Genomic DNA, 26,530 nt, shown 5'->3' on the forward strand with positions numbered 1-26,530 from the left:
TTCTCCGATTAGGCGATTTTAGTGAGAGTATTCACTTGTTCACGCCATTGTAGTTGCTCGGCAGTACCTTCAGTACGTTGTCCATAGAGTTGAGCAATTTGCTGCCCCTTGCTATCAAAGATCTCAAGGCTAGTAACAAACCCATCTTGAGTTGGTTTGCGTGTTACCCAACTTTCTGTAATTTCACTTTCAATTAAATGAAGTGTAAAAGCAGGATTGAAAACGTTGATCCAAACTTGCTCGCTATTTTCAAATTGATGAGGAACTAGGCGGTCAATTTTGCCTGTGAAAATTTGTACACAGCCACGGCTACCGACAAATATCATGATCTCGTTTTGTGCTTCTTTTGCGAGTTCTAACAAGGTTTTCAGTGCGTTATTATCGACTTGATAAGCAAGATCGTCAGGAACAGCTTTGAATGCTTGTTGACGACTTAAGTTATTTTCTTTTAGTAATTTGAAGAATTGGTGAACATCAGTCATTGAACGCCATTGTTGTTCAAGTTGTTCCGCTAATTCATTACTAACAGGCGTGCTTGAGTAGGGTTCAACAGGTGTGATATTGAGAATTGGGTTTTCTTCCAATAAGAATGATTGAATAAGTGCATCCCACTCATCCATATTCGTGTTATCTGTCGCATAGACTTTATGTAATGCATCACCATGCATATCAAAGAATTGAATGCTATAACGAGTCCCTTTTGATGTCTCTTCGGTAAGTGCAAAAATGCTTGACCAATAAGCAAAGAAAAAACGTAAATCCATTGCACGTGGATTTAAAATTAAACCAGCGTGATCGCTAAAACGGGCATTTGTATATTCACCAAGATGTTCATGAACAGCAATATCATTACGAGTAATTGCTTTGACTTCACCTACTTTACTTAATGCTTTTAATAATTCTTGTACATCATTGCGTAGGCGTTTTGCATCATGCCCTACACGAGCGTGAGTGAGTTCAGCTTCACTGACATTTAAGTAAGAAGCGAGATCACGCGCATATGACGCTTTTTTGTCCGCTTTAGCTTGCAGGTAGCTCTCATAAAGAGGTTTATTCACAGAAACTCCTATTATATCGTTGATTTTATTGTTAATTACCATTGATAGCTCACAAGTACTTTTGCATTTCGGCCTTCTTGAGGAATACCTGCAGAAGAATAATAAGTTTTATCAAATGCGTTACTCAGTACAAATGAGGTTGTTAGCCCCTTAAGTGAGGCATCACCTTCATAACGAAGGTAAAAATCATTAACGCCATAACCCGCTTGTTGGCGATTAGTTGGGCGATTAAAACGGTCATGGTTGGTGAAGTCCGTTTTTTTGGTGAATTGGCCAACCCAACCCACAGAAAAATCAGTACTTGGTACAGGAACATCAAAGCGGCTGGTTAATGTATCTGGCTCAATTGAGGTAATTGAGGCATTAGTCGCATTATCTTTTCCTTTGGTATGGTTGTAGGCTAAATCCCAATTAAAGAATTTTGATTGGTAACTCATAGATACATCCCATCCCCAAATAGTTGCTCTTGAAATATTTGTTGATTGTGTATATCCCTGAAAAATAGCGACATCTGCATCAATATAATCTTTTGCGCGAGTATTGAAATGGGCAGCTTTAATTTTCAGATTATCATTATTAGATAATAAGTCGTCGAATTGAAAACCGAATCCGTATTCAGTTGTTGAATTGGTTTCGGGCTTTAAATTAGGATTTGGGCGCCAATAGTTTGTTGGCGCGCCGGGGAAAGGCGCATCAAAATGTTTTGCATCGTTATACATCTCACCTAAAGTTGGTGCTCTAAACGCTTGTGAGTAAGAGGTATAAAGCATTGACCAATCAGTTGGTGTGATACTGATTGCTCCTTTTGATGACCATTTATCCGCAGTAATATCATCATAACGATCGTTTTGGCTTTTATATTTGTCAAAACGCGTTCCTAAAATTAAGGAGACAGGTAAATCACGTAAAGTGACTTCATCTTGTACCCAACCTGACATAAAGCGGATATCAGCTTGTGGGAAGCTTTCTGCATTTTGGCTTGGTGACTGTTTTTGTTTATAAACCTCGCCACCATAAGTTAATCCATGTGATGCAAAGCTGTATGTTCCTACTTGTGAGCGGTTTTCGAGTTTTACGCCATAGGTTTTTTGTTCTCGACCTTCAAATCCTTTTTGTATCGTTTTGGCATTGATATCAACTTCACTGTAATAAGCCTGTGTTTTCAAATTAATCCATTGTGAATCTGAAGGATCAAATTGATAGGTTAACTCAACATCTTTTTGTGTTGTGGTGCGATCAGTTTCTACATTTGCAAGTGTAGGATTTGAGGGAACTTGGGGATTTTTGGGTTGATTTGTATTGTTATGATAATAGCGGAATTGTCCACTTAACGTGTTGCTATCATCAATTAACCAGCGGCCTTTAGAAAGAAGATTAATAATGGTTTCGTCATTTTGAGCACGATATCCGCCACCATAGCGGGTATCGCCTTTGTCGCGAGCTGATAATGCAACAAGTCCATCAAGGTTATCGTGTCTACCAAAAGCAGTAACACCTAAACCTTGGCTATGTTGAGCGGTATTACCAAGGCCAGTAACACGTACGCCACCTTGTTCGTTTTTTGAAAGCAGATCGCTTGCATCAACAGTATCGTAAGCGATAACACCGCCAAGAGCTCCACTACCATATAAAAGAGCTGAAGGCCCACGGATAACTTCAACTTGTTTTATAAGTAAAGGATCGACAAAAATACTGTCGATATGACCGGTATCTGTTCCTTGGCGCACGCCATCTACAAGTGTCAGTATTCCATTTTTACTGTATCCACGCATACTGATGGTTTCACCATTAGTACGACCTGCACCCGAAATAGAAATTCCGGGTACATGACGAAGTAATTCAGAAGCACTTCCTGCGGTTTCTGACAACGCATTGTTATTTTTTATAACCGTTGACATCATGGGTAATGTAAAGCTATCGCGTTCATTACCTGTCGCATAAACAGTAAGTACCTCTGATTTTCTTCCCTCATTAGTTTGTGTTTTCTCTTGTGCAGACACACAAGCAGAAGAGACAGCAACAGCTAGCAAACTAAATTTAATCAATAAAGATGACTGAGACATGCAGATGGATCTCCGTTATTTAATGGGCTGTTAAACAGCCCTTTGTTATGTAAATCATTGCTCCTCATCTACCAGCGATAACTGACGGACATTTTGATATTTCTACCTTCTTGTGGCACACCTAATGCCGAGAAATATTCTCGATTAAAGGCATTAGTGAGTACCAATGCAGCTTGAATATCTTTATTTTTTTGAGATTGATAACTGATTGAGAAATCGTGAATGCCATAGCCCGGATATTGAGCAATAAGCTCTTGCATTCGATTTGTTGTTTTACCTTTTACGTGAGGTGCTCTTCCTTTATGTGTGCCTTTATTTTCTGTTGCACTGGCAAATTTTCCTGACCATCCTAAGGAGAGAGGCGTTTTAGCAATAGGAAGTTGAATGAAGGTTGTGAATACTTCAGGGCGAACAGGCGAAATAGTTTCATTCGTAGTTAATTCAAGGGTTTGAGTGCGGTTATAACCGAACCCAATAGAAATTAATGGATGTGAATAGCGTAAGCCGAGATCAACACCGTCGATAAGTGCTTGAGGAATATTAATGGCTTGCAGATGAAGTTTTTTCGTTAATACACGAGCATCCCAAATATCATACGTAATATAGTCTATCGCTTTCGTATCAAAATAAGCTGCATTCAGAGAAAATTCATCATCAGATGCTAATAGATGTGAAAAAGTCAGTTTTCCACCATATTCCCAAGTACGATTTTTTTCAGGGCTAAGATTAGGATTAGGGATCCAAAATCCTTTTGCAGTACGACCAAAAATAGCGGGTATTTCAAAATGAAGAGAGTCGTTAAACATTTCATTTAGCGTTGGTACTCTCATATTGGTTGAATATGAGGTATAGAGCTGTAACCATTGTGTTGGTGTAAAGGTTAGTGCAATATTTTTACTAATATCGCTTTCACTTGTTTGATGAAAATCGGGTTTATGTTGTTTAAAATCCTCTAAAAGCGAATTTAGATCACTTTGAGGTTTATTTTTATAATAGTGATAACGTAAACCTGTTGTTAATGCTAAAGGTAAATGTGGTGTTGATAGCTGGCTTTCTATCCAACCAGCAACATAAACCATTTTTGCGAGAGGAAAGTTTTTTGCCGCTTGATTAGAAACCATTTTTTGTTGATAAGCTTCTGAACCTAAAATGATTTTTTGATTTAATTTATCTGAATAGGAAAATTGAGAGCTATTCTCAAATTTTAGCCCATAAGTTAATTGTGTCCGATCTTCATTTCTACCTATTTTCCCTTGTTGGTTTTTTCTACGTTGATAATCAGAAAGGGAAGTATCGGTTAGAAATATTTGATTAATATTGAATTGTGAATAATACAAGTGACTGGTTAAATTAACCCAACTTTGTGTTTCAGGCTCGTAATGATAAGTGACAGAATAATTTTTCTGTTCAGATTTGCGTTCAACTTGGTTACTTTCATTCTTACCAAATCCACCCATGCGATGTAAAACTTCTCGCTGAGTACCTTTATTCTCATAATGTCGTGCTGAAAAAATGAAAGTTTGGTTTTCAGTTGGGTAGAGATAAGCTTTAGCAAAAAAGTTGTTAATATGTTCGTGGTTTTCGAGTTTATCACCATTCGCTAAGCGAATAGGACCTCGTTGGCGCTGACTGTAAGCAAATAAACCTTCGGCAATATCGTGTCGCCCTGCAATAATCCCCCCATAAGTGAAGTGCTTATCTGCGGATGAAAGCGAGGTAAATAATTTAGCACTGAGTTTTTCATCTATTTTCAATAAGCTGCGAGGATCAAGCGTTTGAAACGAAACAACACCGCCCATTGCCCCATTACCGTGTAATACAGGGGATGAACCATGTTTTATATCAATGCGTTTCACTAATGAAGGATCAAGAAAAATACCACCTAAGTTGTTGATAGTATTTTCTAAAGGTTGCTCGATACCATCGACTAAGATCTTAACGCCTTTTTGGTCGTAGCCACGCATAAGGATGTTCGCGCCATTCGTAACACCTGTTCCTGATAGGGTTGCACCAGCCACTTTATTTAGCATTTCACCAGTAGTTGATGCGGTTTGTGCTTGAGGTGTCGAACTATCAAGAATGGAATGAAAATCGTGATTTGTTTTATCAATGGAATGACCGACAACCGTAAGAGAGTCCATCTCTGTATTGTCTGATTGTGCAGAGGCAATAGGGGTGTACAGCAAACAAAGAGCTGTCGCTATACCTGAATATTTGAAATGTTTTTTCAGCATACACATACCATAAATGTCCATAAAAAATCCTTGTATATGGAGTTATTTAGCTGGCTGCCTAGCTGAGGAGGTAGGTGGCTTGCAAGTTATTGTCAAAAATAATTATTTAGTCAGGATTAATTTTCCCGCCTTTGTTTGGCGCAGTTGATACAACTCTCCGTTATGTTGAATGTAAACCACGCCATCTTTACCCAATAACTCAATGCTATTGATTGATTGAATTATTGAAGAATGAGAATTCTGTTTAGTTAAAGAACTATCCAAATTATTAGCTTTTTTATTCATAATATACTAAGAGTAATAAGCGTTATCATTATGATAATCATTATCGTTAACAAAAGTGTTTAGACAAGCTTTTTTTAACGTAAACAGATAAATTTAAGTCATATTGTGAATAACTAAACGCTATACGATGAAAATTAAAACAATGGAATAAAAGAGACTTATATTTTTCTCAAAATATAACGCCAATAGGGGGGAGTTTAGATGAAAGTAGAAGAAAGAATAAAAGGGGTAAAAATTACCCCTTAATAAATAAGCTTATTGAAATCGACTTTCAACGGCTTGTGCTAATAATTCAAGAAGTTGTTCTGTATCATTCCAACTTAAACAAGGATCAGTGATCGATTGTCCATAATTAAGCGGTTTATTTTGTACGACTTTTTGTGAGCCTTCTTGTAAAAAGCTCTCAGCCATCACACCTACAATCGCTTGTGAGCCATCTTTAATTTGCTGACCAACATTTCTGGCTACTTCTAATTGGCGACGATGAATTTTTTCACAGTTACCATGACTAAAATCGATAATAAGATACTCTGGTAAATCCACTTGCTTTAGTGCATCAACCGCATCAGCGATATCGCTTGCGTGATAATTCGGCTTTTTACCTCCACGCATAATAATATGACCATAAGGATTACCACTGGTTTGGTAAATCGTCATACGGCCATTTTTATCAGGTGATAAGAAAGTATGACCTACACGAGAAGCGCGAATAGCATCAATGGCAATACGAGTATTACCATCAGTGCCATTTTTAAAACCCACAGGGCAAGAGAGTGCTGAAGCCATTTCACGATGAACTTGGCTTTCAGTTGTTCTTGCACCAATAGCCCCCCAACTAATTAAATCAGCAATATATTGGCCTGTGACCATATCGAGAAATTCAGTTGCAGTGGGCAAACCTAACGCATTTATTTCAATTAGTAGCTTTCTCGCAAGGCGAATACCTTCGTTGACATTGCATGAGTTATCAAGGAAAGGATCAGAGATTAAGCCTTTCCAGCCAATGACTGTACGTGGCTTTTCAAAGTAGGTTCTCATGACAATTTCTAAGCGCTCATGATAACGTTCTTTTAGCTGATTAAGCTTAGTCGCGTACTCTTTGGCGGCTTTAGGATCATGAATAGAGCAAGGCCCTACAATCACTAATAGTCGTTTGTCTTCGCCAGTAAGGATCGCTTCAATTCGTTTACGTGCTGATGTGATATTTTGGATTATCTCATCAGAAATGGGGAACTCTTTTGCTAAGGTTTCTGGTGTTACCAGACTGTCTAGCACCTTAGTCCGTAGTTCGTCTGTCTTTAACATAATTCATCTCAATAAATATACAGGGTAAATCTACCCAGTGATTAAGATCACAATAAACGAAATTCAGCTAATTTCAACAGCGTTCACAGAGAAAAACGAATAAAAAAGTCGCCAGAAAGAGTTAAAACATTCTTCTCGCTAATCCCATAGAATCAATTACCTTGGTTGAAATTTCTTCAACAGAATAATTCGTGGTGTTGAGATAAGGAATATTGTTTTTTCTAAAAAGGGCTTCCACTTCAGCTAATTCAATTCTGCATTGGCGAATCGAGGCATAACGGCTATTTTCGCGACGTTCACCTCGAATAGCAGCAAGACGTTCTGGCGCAATGGTTAAGCCAAATAATTTATGTTGATACTCTTTTAATTCAGCGGGAAGTTTTAAGAAATCCATATCATCCGCAGTAAAAGGATAGTTGGCGGCTTGAATACCAAATTGCATTGCCAAATAGAGGCTGGTGGGCGTTTTTCCACAACGAGAAACACCAATTAAGATCACTTGAGCTTGGTCGAGATTCCGTAATGATATGCCATCATCATGGGAAAGGGTGTATTCGATTGCAGCAATACGAGCATCGTATTTACTAAGGTTTTTTTCGGTTAATCCATGCGTTTTGTTTAATTTTGGCGATGCTTGAATGCCCACTTCTTTTTCAAGTGGTATTACGAGGGATTGCACAATATCCTGACAAAAACCTTCACTGCTATTTATTATCTGTTTAACTTCAGGGCTGATAATAGAATAAAAGACAAGAGGCTTAGCACCACTCTTTTTATAAATTTCGGAGATTTTCTGTTTTATTTCTTCAGCTCTTTCCACAGTAGAAACAAAAGGTAATGTATAACTTTTCATTTTTAATGGAAATTGAGAAAGTACCGCATGGCCTAATACTTCTGCTGTAATCGCTGTACCATCAGAGATAAAAAAGACTGTTCTATCAATGGGTTCATTATTATCACAATTAATAGAATTCAAGCTTAATATCATAACGCTCACCTTTTTTTAGCTGAATTAGCAAATCAAACAATATTATCTAAAGCATTTTTAGTGATTATAAAGGATAAAAAAATAAAGTTTTCTGGTTGATCGATTCACCTTTCTATATTCAGCATCACATTGTGATACGCTTATTTACGTTGTCGTTTTGACAGCGGGTTTTTCTTTTTTTCTCTCTCTCATAATTGTTTAAAAAAGGATTGTTCTCAATGTCCAGCAATAGCCTCACCCCGTGCAATGTGCTTTGGTATAACCAATTAGGTATGAATGACGTTGATCGTGTTGGTGGGAAAAATGCTTCCCTCGGTGAAATGATCACAAACCTAGCGGAACTGGGTGTTTCTGTTCCTAATGGGTTTGCTACCACAGCGCAAGCGTTTAATGATTTTCTGGAACAGAGCGGTATCAATCAGCGTATTTATGAATTACTTGATAGCGTTGATGTTGATGATGTTAATCAACTGGCTCAAGCAGGTAATCAAATTCGCCAGTGGGTAATTGATACACCTTTTACGCCTCAGTTTGAAAAAGATATTCGCGATGCTTATCTCACATTAAGTGAAGGTGAATCTGAAGCTTCATTTGCCGTTCGTTCATCTGCAACTGCAGAAGATATGCCTGATGCTTCTTTTGCCGGTCAACAAGAGACGTTTTTAAACGTTCAAGGTATTGATGCCATACTCGTTGCAATCAAACACGTATTTGCCTCGTTATTTAACGATCGCGCAATCTCTTATCGTGTTCACCAAGGTTATGATCACCGTGGTGTTGCATTATCTGCGGGTGTTCAACGTATGGTACGTTCTGATCTTGCTTCTTCAGGTGTGATGTTTACCATCGATACTGAATCTGGCTTTGATCAAGTTGTCTTTATTACATCAGCTTATGGTTTAGGTGAAATGGTTGTACAGGGTGCTGTTAACCCAGATGAGTTTTATGTACACAAGCCAACTTTAGCAAAAGGTCTACCTTCTATTGTTCGTCGTAATCTTGGCTCTAAAAAGATCCAAATGGTTTACGCAGACAGCGTTGAACATGGTAAACAAGTCCGTATCGAAGATACGCCAGAGTCACTGCGCAATCGTTTCTCTTTGACTGATCATGAAGTTCAAGAGTTGGCTAAACAAGCTGTATTGATTGAACGTCACTATGGTCGTCCAATGGATATCGAATGGGCTAAAGATGGACATAATGGTCGTTTATACATCGTTCAGGCTCGCCCAGAAACAGTTCGTTCTAACCAACAAGTTATGGAGCGCTATCAATTAAATGAAAGTGGCTCTGTTATTATTGAAGGCCGTGCTATTGGTCATCGTATTGGTACGGGTGCCGTCAAAGTTATCCATAACTTAAGTGAAATGGATAGAATTGAAGCGGGTGATGTGTTGGTCACTGACATGACAGACCCAGATTGGGAACCTATCATGAAGAAAGCTTCTGCGATTGTAACTAATCGTGGTGGTAGAACTTGTCACGCAGCTATTATTGCTCGTGAATTAGGTATTCCAGCTGTTGTAGGTTGTGGTGATGCAACAGAATGTATTGCTGAAGGGCAAGTTGTAACTGTTTCTTGTGCTGAAGGTGATACAGGATTTGTTTACGATGGAAAACTGGATTTCTCTATTCAGAGCTCCGCAATCGATAATATGCCTGAATTAGGGCTCAAAATCATGATGAACGTCGGCAATCCTGATCGTGCATTTGATTTTGCAGGCTTACCAAATGATGGTGTCGGTCTTGCGCGTTTGGAATTTATTATTAACCGCATGATTGGTGTGCATCCTCGCGCATTACTAGAGTATGACGACCAAACTGAAGCACTGAAAGCTGAAATCAATGAAATGATGGCAGGCTATGAATCTCCAGTTGAGTATTACATTAGTAAATTAACGGAAGGGATTGCAACATTAGCAGCGGCATTCTGGCCTAAACGCGTTATTGTTCGTTTATCTGACTTTAAATCTAACGAATATGCCAATTTAGTAGGTGGCGATCGTTATGAGCCTGATGAAGAAAACCCAATGTTAGGATTCCGTGGTGCGGGCCGTTATGTTTCTGACGATTTTCGTCGCTGTTTCTCGCTTGAGTGTGAGGCGGTAAAACGTGTTCGTAATGATATGGGCTTAGAAAACGTTGAAGTTATGATCCCATTTGTTCGTACTGTACGCCAAGCTGAAGAAGTTATTGACGAATTAGCGGCAAATGGTTTGAAACGTGGTGAGAATGGCTTAAAAGTCATTATGATGTGTGAAATTCCATCAAATGCCTTATTAGCAGATAAATTCTTAGAACACTTTGATGGTTTCTCTATCGGCTCTAACGATATGACCCAATTAACATTAGGTCTTGACCGAGATTCAGGTGTGGTTTCTGCACTGTTTGATGAACGCAATGATGCAGTGAAAGCATTGTTATCAATGGCGATCCAAGCCGCTAAACGTAATGGAAAATATGTGGGTATTTGTGGTCAGGGACCTTCTGATCATGAAGATTTCGCACAATGGCTAATGGAAGAGGGAATTGATAGTTTATCTTTAAACCCAGATACTGTAATTAAAACTTGGGTAAAATTAGCACAATAGAATTAATACCATCGCTATAAATAAAAGCTCACAATATAATGTGAGCTTTTTTTATACAATTATTAAATAATAGGCAAAAAAAAAGCCTATCATGGGCTGACAGGCAAAGACTACACACAGCAATATTTTATATTCTTTAATCTCGCCAATTAATCTATTAATATGAAAGGCGAAATTATTAATTCGATGAAACATTTGTTTCGTTGATATTTATATTAAGAGAAATGCGTTAATTATGCTCTAAGAATTATCTCAATAAAAAGAATATAGGCTTATTTGAAAGTGAATATAACTTGCTGGTAACAAACAGGTTTAAAAAAATGTAATTTGTTTCAAATTGTAAGTTTTAATATAAAAATATAATGGTTTATTCCTAAATTGATAATCTTTATTAAACCTTACTCTGTTATTTTTAGAGCATGTAAGTAGCTACACTTACATGCTCCATTATTATTTATTCTTTTTCGATAAAGTTTTTATTCATAAATTCTACTGTTTTAGTTAAATCAGGATTAGGTTTTGGTACTTCATTAATCCATGCATTTAATAAGCTATGTGCAACAGCAAGAACAACCGGACCAATAAATAACCCAATCATACCTAATGTTAAAATCCCACCAATAACACCGGTAAGAATTAATACCATAGGCAAATCAGCGCCCATCTTGATTAAATAAGGTCGTAATACACCATCCATTGTCGCAACCGCGCCACCCCAAATCACCATAACAATGCCCCAAGTGGTATCACCTGTCCAAAATAGCCATAAAATGGAAGGGATCAATACTAATAAAGGACCTATTTGAGCAAGGCAGCAAATAAACATAATAACGGTTAATACCGTAGCATAAGGTACGCCAGATACTGCGAGACCGATACCACCAACAATCGCTTGAATTAAGGCGGTTAAAACCACGCCTAATGCGACAGCGCGAATAGACATGGATGCAAGTAAGATTGCGGCATCACCACGCTGACCAGCTAAACGAATGGCAAAATGGCGTAACCAAGATACGACATTTTCGCCTTGTAAAAACAGTAAGCCAGAAAATAACAACATCACACCCAAATGTAAGGCAAATCGACCAATATTTAATGCTTGAGCAAAAAACCAGTTTGCAGCTTGTCCGACATAAGGTTGGATTTTTGAGATTAACGCGTTACCGCCAGAGACAAGGATAGAGTGCCATGTATCATAAAGCTTGCTCCCTATCATTGGGATATCGTTAAGCCATAATAGTTGAGGTGGCTGAATATTCGAAGGTGATTTTGCTAATTCTATTAAAGGCGCACTATTATCAATAACACTACTAATTAATAAGATAATAGGGATAACGAAGATCAGTAATATCAAAATCATCATTATCATGGTTGATAGCCAACGATATTTTACCCGCTTTTCAATAATAAGAAGTAAAGGCCACGTTGCAACAACAATCATTCCAGCCCAAATGAAACCCACAATAAAGGGATTTAGGATCCAAAAACTGGCGATAATAAAAAAAGAAATAAAAAGAACTGTGAATAAAACTTTGGGTATATCTGTATGGATCTGCGGTTTTTCCATGGTTTTAAATCCCTACACGAATAAAAATGCTAGAAGCAGATGAATAAACATTGCAAATATCACGTTGTTTATATCACTACGCAATTTGCCAGAATTGTATGATAAGGTGAACAGGTATCGGTCTGAAAGTACAAAATGAGGCAAAGTACCTCTTAGCATACATTTCAACATCTAAAATTAAGCAATGTGGACTATTAGATTAAAGAGCTATAACAAATGATCCCACGTATATCGCAAGCACCGCAAGTCAGTGAACTCACAACAGAATTTCTTGATACTCTTCTAAAAAACGGTTTCACCGGTGATATCTCCAGCAGTTACGCTGACAGACTCACTATGGCAACAGATAATAGTATTTACCAGTTATTGCCACAGGCTGTTGTTTTTCCTCGCTCAACAGCTGATGTAACTATTATTGCTCGCTTAGTTGATGAACCTCGATTTCATTCACTCTCTCTGACTCCAAGAGGGGGCGGTACAGGCACTAATGGTCAAGCGTTAACGGATGGTATTGTGGTTGATTTATCTCGTTATATGAAGCGTATTATCGAGATAAACCCGCAGGAGCGTTGGGTAAAAGTGGAAGCAGGGGTAATAAAAGATGAGTTAAACCTCTTTTTAAAACCTTATGGCTTTTTTTTCGCACCAGAGCTATCTACCAGTAATCGCGCTACATTAGGTGGAATGATTAACACTGATGCCTCAGGGCAAGGTTCAATGGTTTATGGTAAAACCTCTGATCACGTTCTTGGTGTTAGAGCAGTTTTGCTAGGTGGTGAACTACTTGAAACGCGCGCTATGGATACAGCACTAGCCGAAAACATTGCCCAAGAAAGCTCTACAATGGGCAAAGTTTATCGTACCGTTTTATCTCGTTGCAAAGAACAACGAAAGCTTATTCTTGAAAAATTCCCTAAGTTAAATCGCTTTTTAACAGGGTATGATTTGCGTCATGTCTTTAGTGATGACATGAAACGATTTGATTTAACGAGAATTTTAACTGGCTCTGAAGGAACACTCGCTTTTATTACTGAAGCGACACTGGATATCACGCCAATTCCCAAACAGCGCAGTTTAGTCAATGTAAAATACGATTCGTTTGACTCAGCATTACGCAATGCGCCTTTTTTAGTTAAAGCGAATGCACTTTCTGTTGAAACGGTTGATTCAAAAGTATTAAATCTCGCCCGTGAAGATATCGTGTGGCACTCCGTGAAAGAGCTGATTACAGATATACCCGATAAAGATATGCAAGGACTTAATATTGTTGAATTTGCGGGTGATGATGAAAACCTTATTGCTTCACAAGTTGCATCATTATGCCAGCGCTTAGATTTATTAATGAAAGAGGGTCAGGGCGGTGTTATCGGTTATCAAGTCTGTGAAGATTTGGCGGACATTAACCGTATTTATGCCATGCGTAAAAAAGCGGTTGGTTTATTAGGAAACGCCAAAGGACAAGCAAAGCCAATTCCTTTTGTAGAAGATACCTGTGTGCCACCAGAACATCTTGCTGATTATATTACCGAATTTAGAGCATTACTTGATAGTCATCAGCTCAATTATGGCATGTTTGGACATGTTGATGCCGGTGTGTTGCACGTAAGACCTGCTCTTGATATGTGCGATCCACAACAAGAATTATTGATGAAATCTATCTCAGACGACATTGTCACGTTAACAGCCAAATATGGTGGGTTACTCTGGGGTGAACATGGAAAAGGCTTTAGAGCGCAATACAGCCCTGAATTTTTCGGTGAAACGCTCTATCATGAACTGCGTCAAATCAAAACGGTGTTCGATCCTCGAAATAGATTGAATCCTGGGAAAATATGTCCTCCATTAGAGGTCGATGAACCCATGAAGCAAGTTGATACCATCAAACGAGGCACTTTTGATCGCACAATCCCTTTGTCTGTGCGTCAAGATTTCAAAGGCGCACTGGATTGTAATGGTAATGGGCTTTGCTTTAACTTTGATGCCAAAAGTCCAATGTGTCCTTCAATGAAAATCAGCGGGCAACGCATTCATTCACCTAAAGGACGAGCCGCACTTGTAAGAGAGTGGTTACGCTTATTAACAGAGCAAGGCGTTAGCCCAAAACAGCTTCAATCTAGCCTTGAAAATAATAAACCTAGTTTAAGAGGTTTAATTGAGAAAACACGTAATACATGGAAAGCCAAACGTGGCGAATATGACTTTTCTCATGAAGTGAAAGCGGCTATGAATGGTTGCTTGGCTTGTAAAGCCTGTTCAACGCAATGCCCGATTAAAATTGATGTGCCATCGTTTCGTTCTAAGTTTACTGAACTTTATCACCAGCGTTATTTGCGCCCGTTAAAAGATCATATTGTCGCGAATGTTGAATTAACAACGCCGATTATGGCGAAAGCACCGGGATTCTTTAACTTTTTTATGAAGCAACCGTTGGTGCAATCATTAAGTAAACACACGATAGGAATGGTTGATTTACCTTTGTTGTCATCACCTACATTAAGACAGCAATTGGCTGGGCACAAAGCGTTAGATATGACGCTAGAAGACTTAGAGCGTTTATCTGAAAAGCAACGAAGTCATCATGTGCTGGTGGTGCAAGATCCGTTTACCAGTTATTACGATGCAAAAGTGGTTGCCGATTTTATCAAACTAATTGAAAAAATTGGATTTAAACCTGTTTTGCTGCCATTTTCGCCTAATGGGAAAGCGCAGCATATTAAAGGTTTTTTACAGCAATTTAGTAAAACGGCACAAAAAACGTCAACCATGCTTAATCGTGTTGCAAAATTAGATATTCCAATGGTTGGAGTTGATCCTGCATTAGTGCTTTGTTATCGCGATGAATATCGTGAAATACTGGGTGATAAGCGTGGGGATTTTAATGTTCAACTTGTTCATGAATGGCTAAGTAAATTAGTATCTGAGCCAATAGCAGTTCGCGATGATGCTGAAAAATGGTATCTTTTCGGGCACTGTACAGAAGTGACGGCGCTACCACAAAGTATGAAACAGTGGCAGTCTATTTTCCAACGTTATGGGCAGCAACTCGAATTTGTGAGCACTGGATGTTGTGGAATGGCAGGTACTTATGGACATGAACTGAACAATTATGAAAACTCGTTGGGCATTTACCAACTCTCATGGGGTAATGCACTAAAAACATTACCAACAATGCGTTGCTTAAGCACAGGATATTCGTGTCGTAGTCAAGTAAAACGTATTGATAATATTGAGCTAAAACACCCACTACAGGCACTTTTGGAGATTATGCCATGATATGGAAACGTGAAACGACAATCGAGCATCTTAATCATATTGGCCAAAACAATATGATGAGCCATTTAGGTATTGAATTAACGTGCCTCGGGGATGATTATCTTGAAGGAACAATGCCAGTTGATCACCGCACTAAGCAACCTTTAGGGCTTTTACATGGTGGTGCTTCTGTTGTTTTAGCTGAAACATTGGGCTCTGTTGCGGGTTATCTTTGTACTGAAGGTGAACAAAAAATTGTCGGGCTAGAAATCAATGCGAATCATATTCGTTCAGCGAGAGAAGGCAAGGTAAGAGGTGTATGCAAACCGATTCATTTAGGACGTTCACACCAAGTCTGGTCAATAGAAATCTTTGATGATGAAGATCGTCAAGTGTGTATTTCTAGATTAACGACATCTGTTATTTCTTAAAGAATAAAATAGACAAACGCACAGAGTGAAATACTCGCTTTGTGCGTTTTTTGTGTTTATAGATAATGTCAAAAAATAAAAATAGAGAGAGAAAATAGAATTACTTCTTTATTTAGATTTTATTTTTAATGATAATCATTATCTTCATAATAAAAGATAAGACGATCAATAATGTTTACTATTTCTAAATTTAACACCACAGTATTATTAATTGCAGGTTTATTAATCAGTGGGTGCGATAATAATTCTACCTCTGAAACGAGTAATGATATAAGTAATATTTCGGTACAAACTGTTTCTGGTTTTAATATGGCTTATCCCACTTCGTTTTCCATGAGCAGAGAAGATACTGAAAATTATTTTAAATCATTACCAGATAATATTCAGGATGTCACAACGGAAATGATGGTTTATAAATCAGAACCCATTTGTGATTTGACAGAAGTTCGTCTGGTTTATTTTAAAATGATCGATGCAATGAGTTACGATGTAGATGCAGGAGCGCAAGGTATTGTAGATAATATCGCCATCATAGATGGTATGAATGAAATATCTACATCGATAAAACCATTAACTATTCCAAATGTGGAAAGTCGACATGTCTTTTTTGAAGGGAAATATGCAAAAGAGAACGTGAGTTATGAAGGTATTTTAGCGGCTGATCTTAAAACGAATCGAGTATGGCAATTGCAACTGATTAGCAACTTCAATAGCCAATCGGACAAACAAAAAAACAGTCAAATTCTTGAATGTACAAACAAATATATTCAAACCATCACTATTAATAAATAACATCAAAGAGCACACAAACCAATAAGAGGTCATCATATCAGTGGTGCTATCTTATTCCTCATCAAAGCATAAAAATGAATGTGAATAGGCTCAATAAGCGAGATGTAAAAGCACATTTTTATGCTTTTTTCTCTAAATTTCAGTGATAACATATAAAGTGTATTTATTTTGCAACTTATGTGCGTATTGTGCGAAATATAAGAAAAATTAAAAGTTTTATTTTTTAGAATTAAAAAATATAAAAGTGTTATATTACATTGCGTTAACATGTGTTGTTAACAAAATGAGTGCAAAAAAAAGAACAAAAAATACACATTTACGGAATATCCTTTCAAAAGACATGGTTGAAGTGATAAGGGTTATCATTACCATTAGTGTCAGGAAAGATATCAATCTCCTTTCGAAATGAGGTCAGAAATGACAAACAACGTTGAAACTTTTTCTCTTAATGACACAGCTTGGCAAGGCATTGTATTAACGGATAATGCGGCAAAGCATATCTGTCATTTGGTTGAGAAAAACCCTGAAAAACAAGGGCTTTCCTTAAGTATCAAACCCTCCGGTTGTACAGGGTATGGTTATGTTATTGAACTCGCTACTGCCCCAAATGATGATGATCTTGTTTATGAACATAATGGCGCAAAACTCTTTGTTTCATTAAAAGCAATGCCATTTATCGATGGGTTGGTTGTTGATTATGTTCGTGAAGGACTTAATCAAATGTTTAAATTTAATAATCCTAAAGCTCAAAACGTCTGCGGATGTGGTGAGAGCTTCGGGGTATAACATAGTGAAGTCAGATTATGTCTCAGAGCAATGTTGAAATTGGTGATGAAGTTCAGGGATGGCTAAGCGATCACCACTATAAAGAAGGTTTTTATACCGATATCTCAACCGACACCTTAGAAAAAGGATTAAATGAAGCGGTTGTACGTGCAATATCGGCAAAAAGAAACGAACCAGAGTGGATGCTGGAATTTCGTTTAGATGCTTATCGCCATTGGTTAGAAATGGAAGAGCCACATTGGCTAAAAGCAGATTATCCATCGCTTAATTATCAAGATTATAGCTATTACTCAGCACCATCTTGTAGTTCATGTTGTGCTAACGGTAGTTGTGCTGGTGGCACAAATGAAGCTGTTACGAGCGATAAACAAGCTGCGCAGGATTATTTAACCAAAGAAGTTGAAGATGCTTTTAACCAACTCGGAGTGCCTGTAAGAGAAGGGCAAGCTGTTGCTGTTGATGCCATTTTTGACTCTGTTTCTGTTTCAACAACATATCGTGAAGAGCTTGCTGAACATGGCATTATTTTCTGTTCATTTAGCGAGGCTATTCAAGAATACCCTGATTTAGTGCGCCAATATTTAGGCACCGTTGTCTCAAGCCATGATAATTACTTTGCTGCGCTGAATGCTGCGGTCGCATCTGATGGTACCTTTGTCTATATTCCCAAAGGGGTTCGTTGCCCAATGGAGTTATCGACTTATTTCCGTATTAATGCGGCTCAAACAGGTCAATTCGAACGAACAATTCTGGTTGCTGATGAAGGCAGTTATGTCAGTTATATCGAAGGTTGTTCAGCACCTGTTCGTGATAGCTATCAGCTTCATGCTGCTGTGGTTGAAGTCATTATCCATAAAGATGCTGAAGTAAAATATTCTACTGTGCAAAACTGGTTCTCTGGTGGTGACAGTGAAGGCGGTATCCTTAACTTTGTGACTAAGCGCGCTATTTGTGAAGGCGAAAACGCAAAAATGTCATGGACGCAATCAGAGACAGGATCTGCAATCACATGGAAATACCCAAGTGTGATTTTAAAAGGGGATAATTCCACCGCTGAATTCTTCTCGGTTGCTTTAACGAATGGCAACCAACAAGCAGATACGGGGACTAAGATGATCCATATCGGCAAAAATACCAAATCAACCATTATCTCTAAAGGTATTTCTGCGGGTAAAAGTCAAAACAGTTACCGTGGGCTCGTAAAAGTACTTCCTGGTGCACAAAATGCTCGTAACTTTACCCAGTGTGACTCCATGTTAATTGGTACACAGTGCGGTGCGCATACTTTCCCTTATGTTGAGGTAATGAATAACTCAGCACAGCTTGAGCACGAAGCGACAACGTCACGTATTGGTGAAGATCAGTTGTTCTATTGTCGCCAGCGTGGATTAAGTGAAGATGATGCAATCTCAATGATTGTAAACGGATTTTGTAAAGATGTGTTCTCAGAATTACCGCTGGAATTTGCTGTGGAAGCACAAAAATTATTAGCAATCAGCTTAGAGCATAGCGTCGGTTAACGATTAACCAAATTCTGAGTATAAAGATACCGAAGGCATATATTATGTTAGATATTAAAAATTTACATGTCAGTGTTGAAGGCAACGAGATCCTCAAAGGATTAGATTTGCAGGTTCGTGCAGGTGAAGTTCACGCAATTATGGGACCAAATGGCTCAGGTAAAAGTACGCTATCTGCAACGCTTGCTGGTCGTGATGAATATGAAGTTGATGAAGGTTCGATTACCTTTAAAAATAAAGATTTATTGGAATTAGAACCGGAAGATCGCGCAGGTGAAGGCATCTTTATGGCATTTCAATATCCTGTTGAAATACCCGGTGTCAGCAATCAGTTTTTCTTACAATCTTCTGTAAATGCAGTGAGAGAATATCGTGGTCAAGAGCCGTTAGATCGCTTTGATTTTGAAGATTTTATTGAAGATAAAATCAAATTACTGGATATGCCACAAGATTTGTTAACACGCTCTGTCAACGTGGGATTTTCTGGTGGTGAGAAAAAACGTAACGACATTTTGCAAATGGCTGCGTTAGAGCCTGAATTATGTATTTTAGATGAAACAGACTCGGGTCTTGATATCGACGCATTAAAAATCGTTTCTAATGGTGTTAATAGTTTACGTGATGGTAAACGTGCCTTCATCGTTGTAACACACTACCAACGTATTCTTGATTATATTAAACCTGATTTTGTGCATGTGCTTTATCAGGGGAAAATCATTAAATCAGGTGATTTTTCATTGGCGCAAAAATTGGAGGAACAAGGTTATGGCTGGCTTATTGACCCTCAATGAAAAGCGTGAAAAACAGCGCCAAGTTGAACTGCGTAATCAACAAGCATTAAAAATGTTTTCAGCGTTATATCATCAACGTAAAGGTGACGATAATCTCAACGCTCGCAATCATTGGTTGCAAGTTGAGAAAGTAGGTTTCCCTGCTTACCGCCATGAAGATTGGCATTATACGCCTTTAGAAGAAACGCTAAGCCAGTGCTATCAACAGTTGCCACCTTTTGATGTACAAAGTTTAATGGCTAAACATGCATTATCTTTTGATTGCTACCGTATTGTTATGGTGAATGGCACATTTTCACCGATAGAAAGTAGTAAAGATTTTGGTCCTTATCAAGTCACTTTACTTGATAATCAAAGTGAATTACCTAAAGCGGTAAATGGTGAAATCTTCCTGCATTTAGTTGAAAGTTTAGCGCCACATCCATTGCTTATTACCCTGAAAAACGGTGTTATTGCGGATAAGCCACTCTATATCCTCAATATTACTCAAGGTGATCAAAGCACAGAGGTAAATAGTGCAAATTATCGTTTTCACCTTGATGTCGGTGCGAATACTCAGATGCAAGTGGTAGAACACTATATCAGCAGTGATAGTGAAAACCGTCATTTTACAGGTGCAAGATTAACCGCAACGATTGGCGATAATGCCTCTTTTAACCATATCAAATTAAGTTTTGAAAATGGAGTAAGCCAGCATTTTGCCCATAACGATCTGACGATAGGCCGCGATGCTCGTGTCAACAGTTACGCTTTCTTATTAGGCGCTAAACTTAGTCGTCATCACACGAGTTCTGCACTAAAGGGTGAAAATACAGAGCTTTCAATGAATAGCGTTGTATTACCTAAAGCTGGAGAGATTGCAGATACTCGTACATGGCTAGTTCATGGTGAGAAAAATTGCCAGAGTCGTCAACTGCATAAAAGTATTGCGATGGATGCAGGGAAAGCCGTATTTAACGGTATGATCACGGTGACACCTCAAGCATTAAAAACAGATGGTCAAATGACTAATAACAATCTGTTGCTGGGTGAAAAAGCGCAAATCGATACCAAACCACAACTTGAAATCTATGCCGATGATGTGAAATGTAGTCATGGTGCTACTGTGGGACGAATTGATGATGAGCAGCTATTTTATCTGCGTTCACGAGGTATTTCCTTAAGTGACGCACGTAAAATGATCATCCATGCATTTGCGGCTGAATTAACTGAATCGCTAGAAAATAGTGTGATCAAAGCGCAGGTATTAGAAAGAATTAATCAGCGCTTATTAGAGGTATAAAATAAGGCATTATGACGCATTCCATTGAAAAAGCGCGAGATGATTTTCCAATTCTTTCACAGCAAGTGAAAGGAAAACCACTGGTTTATCTCGACAGTGCCGCAAGTGCTCAGAAACCGGCTTGCGTCATTGAACATGAAAAACAATTTGCCTTAACACAATATGCCGCGGTTCATCGCGGCATTCATACATTAAGTGCAAATGCGACAACGTTAGTTGAAAATGTCCGTAAAAAAGCCTGTGATTTTTTAGGTGCCAATAGCGAAGAAGAGATAATTTTTGTTAAAGGAACAACCGAAGGGATCAACCTTATAGCGAACGTTTATAGCCAACGATTTTTAAATGATGGTGACAATATCATCATCACTGAAATGGAGCATCACGCAAATATTGTTCCATGGTATATGTTGGCAAAACAGTATGGCTTTAATGTTCGTGTGTTACCGCTATTACAAGACGGTACACTCGATTTGTCTCAATTACCCCATTTAATCGATGAACGAACTAAATTACTCAGTCTCACTCATCAATCAAATGTATTGGGCACAGTGAATCCAGTCGCTCAAATTATTGGTGATGCTCGTCAATATGCTATTGAACAAGGTGGTGAATTACATATATTGGTTGATGGTGCTCAAAGTGCAATGCATCAAACAATTAATGTTTCACAACTTGATTGCGATTTTTTTGTTTGTAGTGGGCATAAACTTTATGGACCTACTGGTATTGGCGTGTTGTATGGCAAGAAAGCAATATTAGATGAATTACCGCCGTGGGAAGGCGGTGGTGCAATGATAAAGCATGTTCATATAAATGGTGATATTACTTACGCTGATGCGCCTTGGCGTTTTGAAGCAGGGACACCCAATATTATGGGGATGATTGGCTTAGGCGCGGCATTAGATTATCTTTCAAATTTAGGCATGAATAATATTGCGGAATATGAAAATAGTATAATGAAGTACGCACAAGAGCAGCTACAAAAAGTAAAATCATTAAGGCTGTATGGCAATGATTCTCGCCAAGGAGTGATAGCGTTTAATTTAGGCAAACACCATGCTTATGATGTTGGGGCATTTCTTGATAATTATGGTATTGCTATTCGTACAGGGCATCATTGTGCGATGCCAATTATGGATTATTATCAAGTTCCTGCGATGTGTCGCGCATCTCTTGGGTTGTATACCAATAAAAACGATATAGATGCACTGGTTAATGCGCTATTGCGTGTCGAAATGCTATTAGGTTAAAGATTAAAATAAAGAGGTTATTCATGGCAGTTGCTAATTTGCCAGATGAAGCAAAATTATTACGCAATTTTTCTCGTTGTCAGGATTGGGAGCAACGTTACCTTTACATGATGGAGTTAGGTGAGCGTCTTCCTCCTTTAACAGATGAACAACGTATTTCAGCTAACTTTATTGAAGGTTGCCAAAGCCAAGTTTGGATAGCTGTTTCTCTTAATGAGAATAAACAGTTAGTGCTGGCTGGAGATAGTGATGCAGGTATTGTAAAAGGCCTCGTTGCCTTAGTGATTATCTTATTTCAAGGTAAAACTATCGAACAAGCATTAGAGACAGATATCAAACATTACTTTTTATCATTAGCACTAGAAAGCCACTTAACACCTTCTCGCACGCAAGGTTTGCATGCGATGGTTACGACACTTATTAAGCGTTTTTCAGAATACGCTGTAGCATAAATGTTACCTGATCCCGCATTAATGTTCTAAACTGACTTATTATATGAAAGCATAACAATGATAATGTTATCATCATAATAGTCAGTTTATTTTATTTCTAACACACGGGATAAACGATGAAAAAATGGTTAACTCTCTTAGGGGTATCGCTGTTAGGGATGAGTAGTCACTTATCTTACGCGACAGAATATCTACTACCTGCTGATGGCCAGCGTATTATTGGTGAAAATTTTTCATATATAGTTCCCGATGATAAACGCTCATTAGAGGCTATTGCGTCCGAATACCAAGTGGGATTGCTCAATATGATGGAAGCGAATCCTGGTATTGATCCTCTTTTGCCTGATGCAGGTAAAACTTTAACAATCCCATTGCAGATGATTTTGCCTGATACTCTACATAAAGGTATTGTTATCAACCTTGCTGAATTACGCCTTTATTATTATCCAAAAGAGGGAGGAACTGTTGATGTTTACCCGATTGGTATTGGTCAATTAGGGCGAGAAACACCAGAGATGGTGACATCGATTTCTCAATTAATTAAAGATCCCACTTGGACACCAACGGCGAATATTCGCAAAAATTATGCGGCTAAAGGGATCACGCTACCAGCTGTCGTTCCTGCTGGTCCTGAAAACCCAATGGGGGCATATGCCTTAAGATTGGCACATAGTCGAGGTGAATACCTTATTCATGGTACTAATGCTGATTTTGGTATTGGCTTAAGAGTGAGTTCAGGTTGTATTCGTTTACGCCCAAATGATATTGAGACCTTATTCAACGTGGTGCCTAAAGGTAGCCGAGTTCAGGTTATCAATAAACCGATTAAATTTACTGAAACTGCAGACGGCAGACAGTTTATTGAAGTTCATCAACCACTATCACGTAACGAAGATGACGATCCGCAAACGATGCCTCTTACATTTACAAAGCAATTTAATGCTTGGTATGAAAGTGGCAAGGTTAATAAAGATAAAGCAGATGCAGAGCTGATTCGACGTTCGGGTATACCTGTTGATGTGACAGCATATTAATCTTTATAAAATATAATGAGCTAAAAAAACAAAGCCCTAACAATGTTAGGGCTTTGTGATTAATGCTTACCTAAAGCTGTTTTCAGCTTATTGGTGAGTCAAATTACTTTTTATAAGTAGTGACTTGGTTATCTAAACGCTGATTTGCACGAGCTGCTTCGTCGTAAGCTGATTTAGCTTCAGCGCGAGCAGATTGTACATCACCACTTAGTTGCTGAACTTGAGTATTCAGGCGGCTTACATCAGAAGAGATTTGATCTAATTGTGCATTATTACTAGAAGAACAACCTGCTAATAAGCCTGAAGCCAGAATTACCGCACCTAGTACAAGTTTCGCTTTCATAGTTACAACCTCTATTATTAGTTTGTGTAAAGGAACAAGTAGCATTTATATGAAACCATTAATAAGTATGGCACACATATAGGAAAATGCTGGATTTATTCGTAATAAGTGTATCTTGCGTTTCCTATAACAATAGGAAAAATAACACTTATATTGTAAATTTTCAGCACAATAAATGCGTGTTTTCTCACAAAAGTTCATTATTAGTAAAAATCCTAATCATTAAAAAGTGATTTAATGACTAAAAATCACACAAATTGACATTGGTGATTTACTCGCAACCTGATTGATAAATAGACATAAATAGATAAAAAAAGAGATAGAAACAGGAAAAGAAATTAATCTAAAAAGGAATAGTGAAAAATGGGAAAGAGAAAATTTTTTGGAAACACATAAAGAAAACGCCACTCAATGAGTGGCGTTTGACGTATTCGCGTTGTATAAAATTACAGAACGTGAACAGATGAAGTATTTGTTGTACCGCTATCAACCAGTGCACCGGTAACCATAACAACACGTTCACCAGCATGCGCTAAACCACTTGCTAATGCTGCTTCTTTACCGATACGGTAGAAGTCATCAGTAGAAGAGATTTCTTTAACTAATTGAGTGGTTACACCTTTAACTAACAGTAACTGACGAGCTGTTTCTTCGTTGTTTGTTAATGCTAAGATTGGTGCTGTTGGGAAATATTTACGGATAGAACGAGCTGATTTACCACCGAAAGTTGCAACAACAATCAGAGGTGCATCTAAGTTTTCAGCCATTTCAACCGCACCGCGACAAACTGCTTCAGTTACGCGTAATTTTGCAGCTGTTTGTTTGTAATCAAGACGAGATTGCATGATACGGTCTGTACGATCACAGATAGTTGCCATGATAGTCACAGCTTCTACTGGGTATTTACCTTTTGCACTTTCGCCTGACAACATAACAGCATCAGTACCATCTAAGATAGCATTCGCAACGTCACCCGCTTCAGCACGAGTAGGGCGTGGGTTTTTGATCATTGAATCTAACATTTGCGTTGCAGTGATAACCACTTTACGCGCAGCGTTACATTTTTCGATCATCATTTTTTGTGCGAAGATAACTTCTTCAACTGGGATCTCAACACCTAAGTCGCCACGAGCAACCATGATACCGTCAGATGCTTCTAAGATCTCATCAAAATTGTTTAAACCTTCTTGGTTTTCAATTTTTGAGATGATCATGATGTTTTCGCCGCCGTGCGCATTTAAGTGAGCACGCATTTCCTCAACGTCAGAACGTTTACGAATAAATGATGCAGCAACGAAATCAACGCCTTGCTCACAACCAAAGATAAGATCTTGTTTATCTTTTTCAGCTAATGCAGGTAAACCGATAGAAACGCCAGGTAAGTTAACACCTTTGTTTTCACCTAAGTCACCGTTGTTTAAAACTTCACAAACAACTTCTTTATCAGTTACAGCAGTGACTTTCATGCCGATAAGACCATCATCAACTAAAACGGTGTTACCAACAGTTAAGTCTTTAGCGAAACCTTCGTAAGTTACAGCAACGCGGTCTTTGTTACCCACAACAGTTTTGTCTGTAGTGAAAGTGAATGTTTGACCAGCAACTAAAGCGACATCATTACCACCTTCTAATTTGATGGTACGGATTTCTGGGCCTTTAGTATCTAATAAGATAGCGGCTTTTTTGCCTGTTTTAGCGCAAACATTACGCAGATTTTTGATACGGTTGCCATGCTCTTCATAGTCACCGTGAGAGAAGTTTAGACGCATAACGTTCATGCCTGCGTCCAGTAATTGATTCAGTTTTTCTTCAGATTCGGTTTTTGGTCCGATGGTGCAAACAATTTTTGTCTTTTTCATGGCAGTCTATTTAATGGTTGTATTGTAATGGATGAATAAGGATTAATGTCGCCGTTTTCTATTAACAGTATCAACGGTGCAAAACAGGGTGTACAAACTCATCTCTCATAGATAAGTTGCGCAACATGTTAATGGTTCAGCAACATCATAAAAATCTTGTCACTATTTTGTATCAAAGGTTGGCAGACATCTTACATTATAGTCTATCACGATTCATTTGTTCTGTTTTCTAAAGATGCCCGTAAATCAATACGCTGAAACCTTTCAACAAAATTATGTTTCGTATTATAGAGGTTAATTTCTATGAAGAAAATCGAAAAAAGGTAAATTTAAGTGATGTGATCAAAATACGGAGCTGACTGCTTGTTTTTTAAACACTTTGTTGCGCAATAAAATATTGCAAGCTAGATTAATTATTTTGTAGGGTAGGTAAGAAGAATAAAAATAAGAAAATAGAGAAAGAGAAATGGTGCGTCCAAGTGGACTCGAACCACCGACCCCCACCATGTCAAGGTGGTGCTCTAACCAACTGAGCTATGGACGCACTGTATTGAGATGTTATCGAAAAATAAATGGTGCGTCCAAGTGGACTCGAACCACCGACCCCCACCATGTCAAGGTGGTGCTCTAACCAACTGAGCTATGGA

The 26,530-nt window shown here is 38.3% G+C and carries 20 protein-coding genes and 1 tRNA gene; 11 read left to right on the forward strand and 10 right to left on the reverse strand.

The features are described 5' to 3' along the window. Nucleotides 1-8 precede the first annotated feature (8 nt). The 6 genes from ABN236_RS03205 to ppsR all read right to left on the reverse strand — a co-directional run bounded on the left by ABN236_RS03205 (nt 9) and on the right by ppsR (nt 7,933). On the reverse strand, nt 9-1,058 hold the full coding sequence (locus ABN236_RS03205) for a hemin-degrading factor (protein ID WP_349473362.1): 1,050 nt from the start codon (nt 1,056-1,058) through the stop codon (nt 9-11). Between the two features lie 35 nt (nt 1,059-1,093). After that, nucleotides 1,094-3,121: a TonB-dependent hemoglobin/transferrin/lactoferrin family receptor gene (locus tag ABN236_RS03210; protein ID WP_349473363.1), complete on the reverse strand. Its 2,028-nt coding sequence runs from the start codon at nt 3,119-3,121 to the stop codon at nt 1,094-1,096. A 68-nt stretch (nt 3,122-3,189) separates the two neighbouring features. Then, on the reverse strand, nt 3,190-5,376 hold the full coding sequence (locus ABN236_RS03215) for a TonB-dependent receptor domain-containing protein (RefSeq protein WP_349473364.1): 2,187 nt from the start codon (nt 5,374-5,376) through the stop codon (nt 3,190-3,192). Between the two features lie 81 nt (nt 5,377-5,457). Beyond that, complete coding sequence (hemP, locus tag ABN236_RS03220) at nt 5,458-5,640, reverse strand: hemin uptake protein HemP (RefSeq protein WP_088495769.1); 183 nt, start codon at nt 5,638-5,640, stop codon at nt 5,458-5,460. Between the two features lie 255 nt (nt 5,641-5,895). Continuing rightward, entirely contained in the window at nt 5,896-6,945 is a 1,050-nt protein-coding gene (locus ABN236_RS03225) for a 3-deoxy-7-phosphoheptulonate synthase (protein ID WP_088495768.1), read from the reverse strand. 121 nt (nt 6,946-7,066) lie between these two features. After that, on the reverse strand, nt 7,067-7,933 hold the full coding sequence (gene ppsR, locus ABN236_RS03230) for a posphoenolpyruvate synthetase regulatory kinase/phosphorylase PpsR (RefSeq protein ID WP_088495767.1): 867 nt from the start codon (nt 7,931-7,933) through the stop codon (nt 7,067-7,069). Between the two features lie 218 nt (nt 7,934-8,151). Here ppsR and ppsA point away from each other — a divergent pair, with 218 nt between their 5' ends. Next, complete coding sequence (ppsA, locus tag ABN236_RS03235) at nt 8,152-10,524, forward strand: phosphoenolpyruvate synthase (RefSeq protein ID WP_088495766.1); 2,373 nt, start codon at nt 8,152-8,154, stop codon at nt 10,522-10,524. A gap of 454 nt (nt 10,525-10,978) precedes the next feature. On the opposite strand, the gene ydiK is transcribed toward ppsA, so the two are convergent. Next, nucleotides 10,979-12,091 carry an AI-2E family transporter YdiK gene (gene ydiK / locus ABN236_RS03240; RefSeq protein ID WP_349473365.1) on the reverse strand — a complete coding sequence of 371 codons (1,113 nt, stop codon included), beginning with the start codon at nt 12,089-12,091 and terminating at the stop codon, nt 10,979-10,981. Nucleotides 12,092-12,307: 216 nt separating this feature from the next. Here ydiK and ydiJ point away from each other — a divergent pair, with 216 nt between their 5' ends. The 10 genes from ydiJ (at nt 12,308) to ABN236_RS03290 (ending at nt 23,681) form a co-directional block, all read left to right on the forward strand. Beyond that, a complete protein-coding gene (ydiJ, locus tag ABN236_RS03245; RefSeq protein WP_349473366.1) occupies nt 12,308-15,364 on the forward strand; it encodes a D-2-hydroxyglutarate dehydrogenase YdiJ in 3,057 nt (1,018 codons plus the stop codon). After that, complete coding sequence (gene menI, locus ABN236_RS03250) at nt 15,361-15,774, forward strand: 1,4-dihydroxy-2-naphthoyl-CoA hydrolase (RefSeq protein ID WP_072070326.1); 414 nt, start codon at nt 15,361-15,363, stop codon at nt 15,772-15,774. The genes ydiJ and menI overlap by 4 nt, the downstream gene beginning before the upstream one ends. 171 nt (nt 15,775-15,945) lie before the next feature. Beyond that, complete coding sequence (locus tag ABN236_RS03255) at nt 15,946-16,566, forward strand: hypothetical protein (RefSeq protein ID WP_194952367.1); 621 nt, start codon at nt 15,946-15,948, stop codon at nt 16,564-16,566. A 417-nt stretch (nt 16,567-16,983) separates the two neighbouring features. Further along, nucleotides 16,984-17,352, forward strand: a complete 369-nt coding sequence (gene sufA / locus ABN236_RS03260; protein ID WP_036913225.1) for a Fe-S cluster assembly scaffold SufA — start codon at nt 16,984-16,986, stop codon at nt 17,350-17,352. 17 nt (nt 17,353-17,369) lie between these two features. After that, nucleotides 17,370-18,872 (forward strand): Fe-S cluster assembly protein SufB, encoded by a 1,503-nt coding sequence (sufB, locus tag ABN236_RS03265; protein WP_075673222.1) that lies wholly within the window; start codon nt 17,370-17,372, stop codon nt 18,870-18,872. 44 nt (nt 18,873-18,916) lie between these two features. Next, nucleotides 18,917-19,663 carry a Fe-S cluster assembly ATPase SufC gene (gene sufC, locus ABN236_RS03270; protein ID WP_088495761.1) on the forward strand — a complete coding sequence of 249 codons (747 nt, stop codon included), beginning with the start codon at nt 18,917-18,919 and terminating at the stop codon, nt 19,661-19,663. After that, nucleotides 19,638-20,945: a Fe-S cluster assembly protein SufD gene (sufD, locus tag ABN236_RS03275; protein ID WP_349473367.1), complete on the forward strand. Its 1,308-nt coding sequence runs from the start codon at nt 19,638-19,640 to the stop codon at nt 20,943-20,945. The genes sufC and sufD overlap by 26 nt, the downstream gene beginning before the upstream one ends. An 11-nt stretch (nt 20,946-20,956) precedes the next feature. Further along, entirely contained in the window at nt 20,957-22,195 is a 1,239-nt protein-coding gene (gene sufS, locus ABN236_RS03280; protein WP_349473368.1) for a cysteine desulfurase SufS, read from the forward strand. Between the two features lie 23 nt (nt 22,196-22,218). Further along, nucleotides 22,219-22,647 carry a cysteine desulfuration protein SufE gene (sufE, locus tag ABN236_RS03285; protein WP_349473369.1) on the forward strand — a complete coding sequence of 143 codons (429 nt, stop codon included), beginning with the start codon at nt 22,219-22,221 and terminating at the stop codon, nt 22,645-22,647. A 116-nt stretch (nt 22,648-22,763) separates the two neighbouring features. Beyond that, a complete protein-coding gene (locus tag ABN236_RS03290) occupies nt 22,764-23,681 on the forward strand; it encodes a L,D-transpeptidase family protein (protein ID WP_088495757.1) in 918 nt (305 codons plus the stop codon). 103 nt (nt 23,682-23,784) lie between these two features. Here the strand turns inward: ABN236_RS03290 and ABN236_RS03295 are convergent, their stop codons facing one another. The 3 genes from ABN236_RS03295 to ABN236_RS03305 all read right to left on the reverse strand — a co-directional run bounded on the left by ABN236_RS03295 (nt 23,785) and on the right by ABN236_RS03305 (nt 26,427). Beyond that, nucleotides 23,785-24,024 carry an Lpp/OprI family alanine-zipper lipoprotein gene (locus ABN236_RS03295; protein ID WP_036913221.1) on the reverse strand — a complete coding sequence of 80 codons (240 nt, stop codon included), beginning with the start codon at nt 24,022-24,024 and terminating at the stop codon, nt 23,785-23,787. Nucleotides 24,025-24,470: 446 nt separating this feature from the next. Continuing rightward, complete coding sequence (pykF, locus tag ABN236_RS03300) at nt 24,471-25,883, reverse strand: pyruvate kinase PykF (protein ID WP_194952369.1); 1,413 nt, start codon at nt 25,881-25,883, stop codon at nt 24,471-24,473. A gap of 467 nt (nt 25,884-26,350) precedes the next feature. Next, nucleotides 26,351-26,427 (reverse strand) — tRNA-Val (locus ABN236_RS03305). Between the last annotated feature and the right edge of the window lie 103 nt (nt 26,428-26,530).

The sequence above is a fragment of the Proteus sp. fly-1013 genome, assembly GCF_040140245.1.
GTDB classification, from domain to species: domain Bacteria; phylum Pseudomonadota; class Gammaproteobacteria; order Enterobacterales; family Enterobacteriaceae; genus Proteus; species Proteus mirabilis_B.

What these genes read in the sequence shown, in the direction of transcription:
- ABN236_RS03210 (WP_349473363.1), bottom strand. Translation starts at nt 3,121, where the DNA reads ATGTCTCAGTCATCTTTATTGATTAAATTTAGTTTGCTAGCTGTTGCT.
- ABN236_RS03215 (WP_349473364.1), bottom strand. Translation starts at nt 5,376, where the DNA reads ATGGACATTTATGGTATGTGTATGCTGAAAAAACATTTCAAATATTCA.
- hemP (WP_088495769.1), bottom strand. Translation starts at nt 5,640, where the DNA reads ATGAATAAAAAAGCTAATAATTTGGATAGTTCTTTAACTAAACAGAAT.
- ABN236_RS03225 (WP_088495768.1), bottom strand. Translation starts at nt 6,945, where the DNA reads ATGTTAAAGACAGACGAACTACGGACTAAGGTGCTAGACAGTCTGGTA.
- ppsR (WP_088495767.1), bottom strand. Translation starts at nt 7,933, where the DNA reads ATGATATTAAGCTTGAATTCTATTAATTGTGATAATAATGAACCCATT.
- ppsA (WP_088495766.1), top strand. Translation starts at nt 8,152, where the DNA reads ATGTCCAGCAATAGCCTCACCCCGTGCAATGTGCTTTGGTATAACCAA.
- ydiK (WP_349473365.1), bottom strand. Translation starts at nt 12,091, where the DNA reads ATGGAAAAACCGCAGATCCATACAGATATACCCAAAGTTTTATTCACA.
- ydiJ (WP_349473366.1), top strand. Translation starts at nt 12,308, where the DNA reads ATGATCCCACGTATATCGCAAGCACCGCAAGTCAGTGAACTCACAACA.
- menI (WP_072070326.1), top strand. Translation starts at nt 15,361, where the DNA reads ATGATATGGAAACGTGAAACGACAATCGAGCATCTTAATCATATTGGC.
- ABN236_RS03255 (WP_194952367.1), top strand. Translation starts at nt 15,946, where the DNA reads ATGTTTACTATTTCTAAATTTAACACCACAGTATTATTAATTGCAGGT.
- sufA (WP_036913225.1), top strand. Translation starts at nt 16,984, where the DNA reads ATGACAAACAACGTTGAAACTTTTTCTCTTAATGACACAGCTTGGCAA.
- sufB (WP_075673222.1), top strand. Translation starts at nt 17,370, where the DNA reads ATGTCTCAGAGCAATGTTGAAATTGGTGATGAAGTTCAGGGATGGCTA.
- sufC (WP_088495761.1), top strand. Translation starts at nt 18,917, where the DNA reads ATGTTAGATATTAAAAATTTACATGTCAGTGTTGAAGGCAACGAGATC.
- sufD (WP_349473367.1), top strand. Translation starts at nt 19,638, where the DNA reads ATGGCTGGCTTATTGACCCTCAATGAAAAGCGTGAAAAACAGCGCCAA.
- sufS (WP_349473368.1), top strand. Translation starts at nt 20,957, where the DNA reads ATGACGCATTCCATTGAAAAAGCGCGAGATGATTTTCCAATTCTTTCA.
- sufE (WP_349473369.1), top strand. Translation starts at nt 22,219, where the DNA reads ATGGCAGTTGCTAATTTGCCAGATGAAGCAAAATTATTACGCAATTTT.
- ABN236_RS03290 (WP_088495757.1), top strand. Translation starts at nt 22,764, where the DNA reads ATGAAAAAATGGTTAACTCTCTTAGGGGTATCGCTGTTAGGGATGAGT.
- ABN236_RS03295 (WP_036913221.1), bottom strand. Translation starts at nt 24,024, where the DNA reads ATGAAAGCGAAACTTGTACTAGGTGCGGTAATTCTGGCTTCAGGCTTA.
- pykF (WP_194952369.1), bottom strand. Translation starts at nt 25,883, where the DNA reads ATGAAAAAGACAAAAATTGTTTGCACCATCGGACCAAAAACCGAATCT.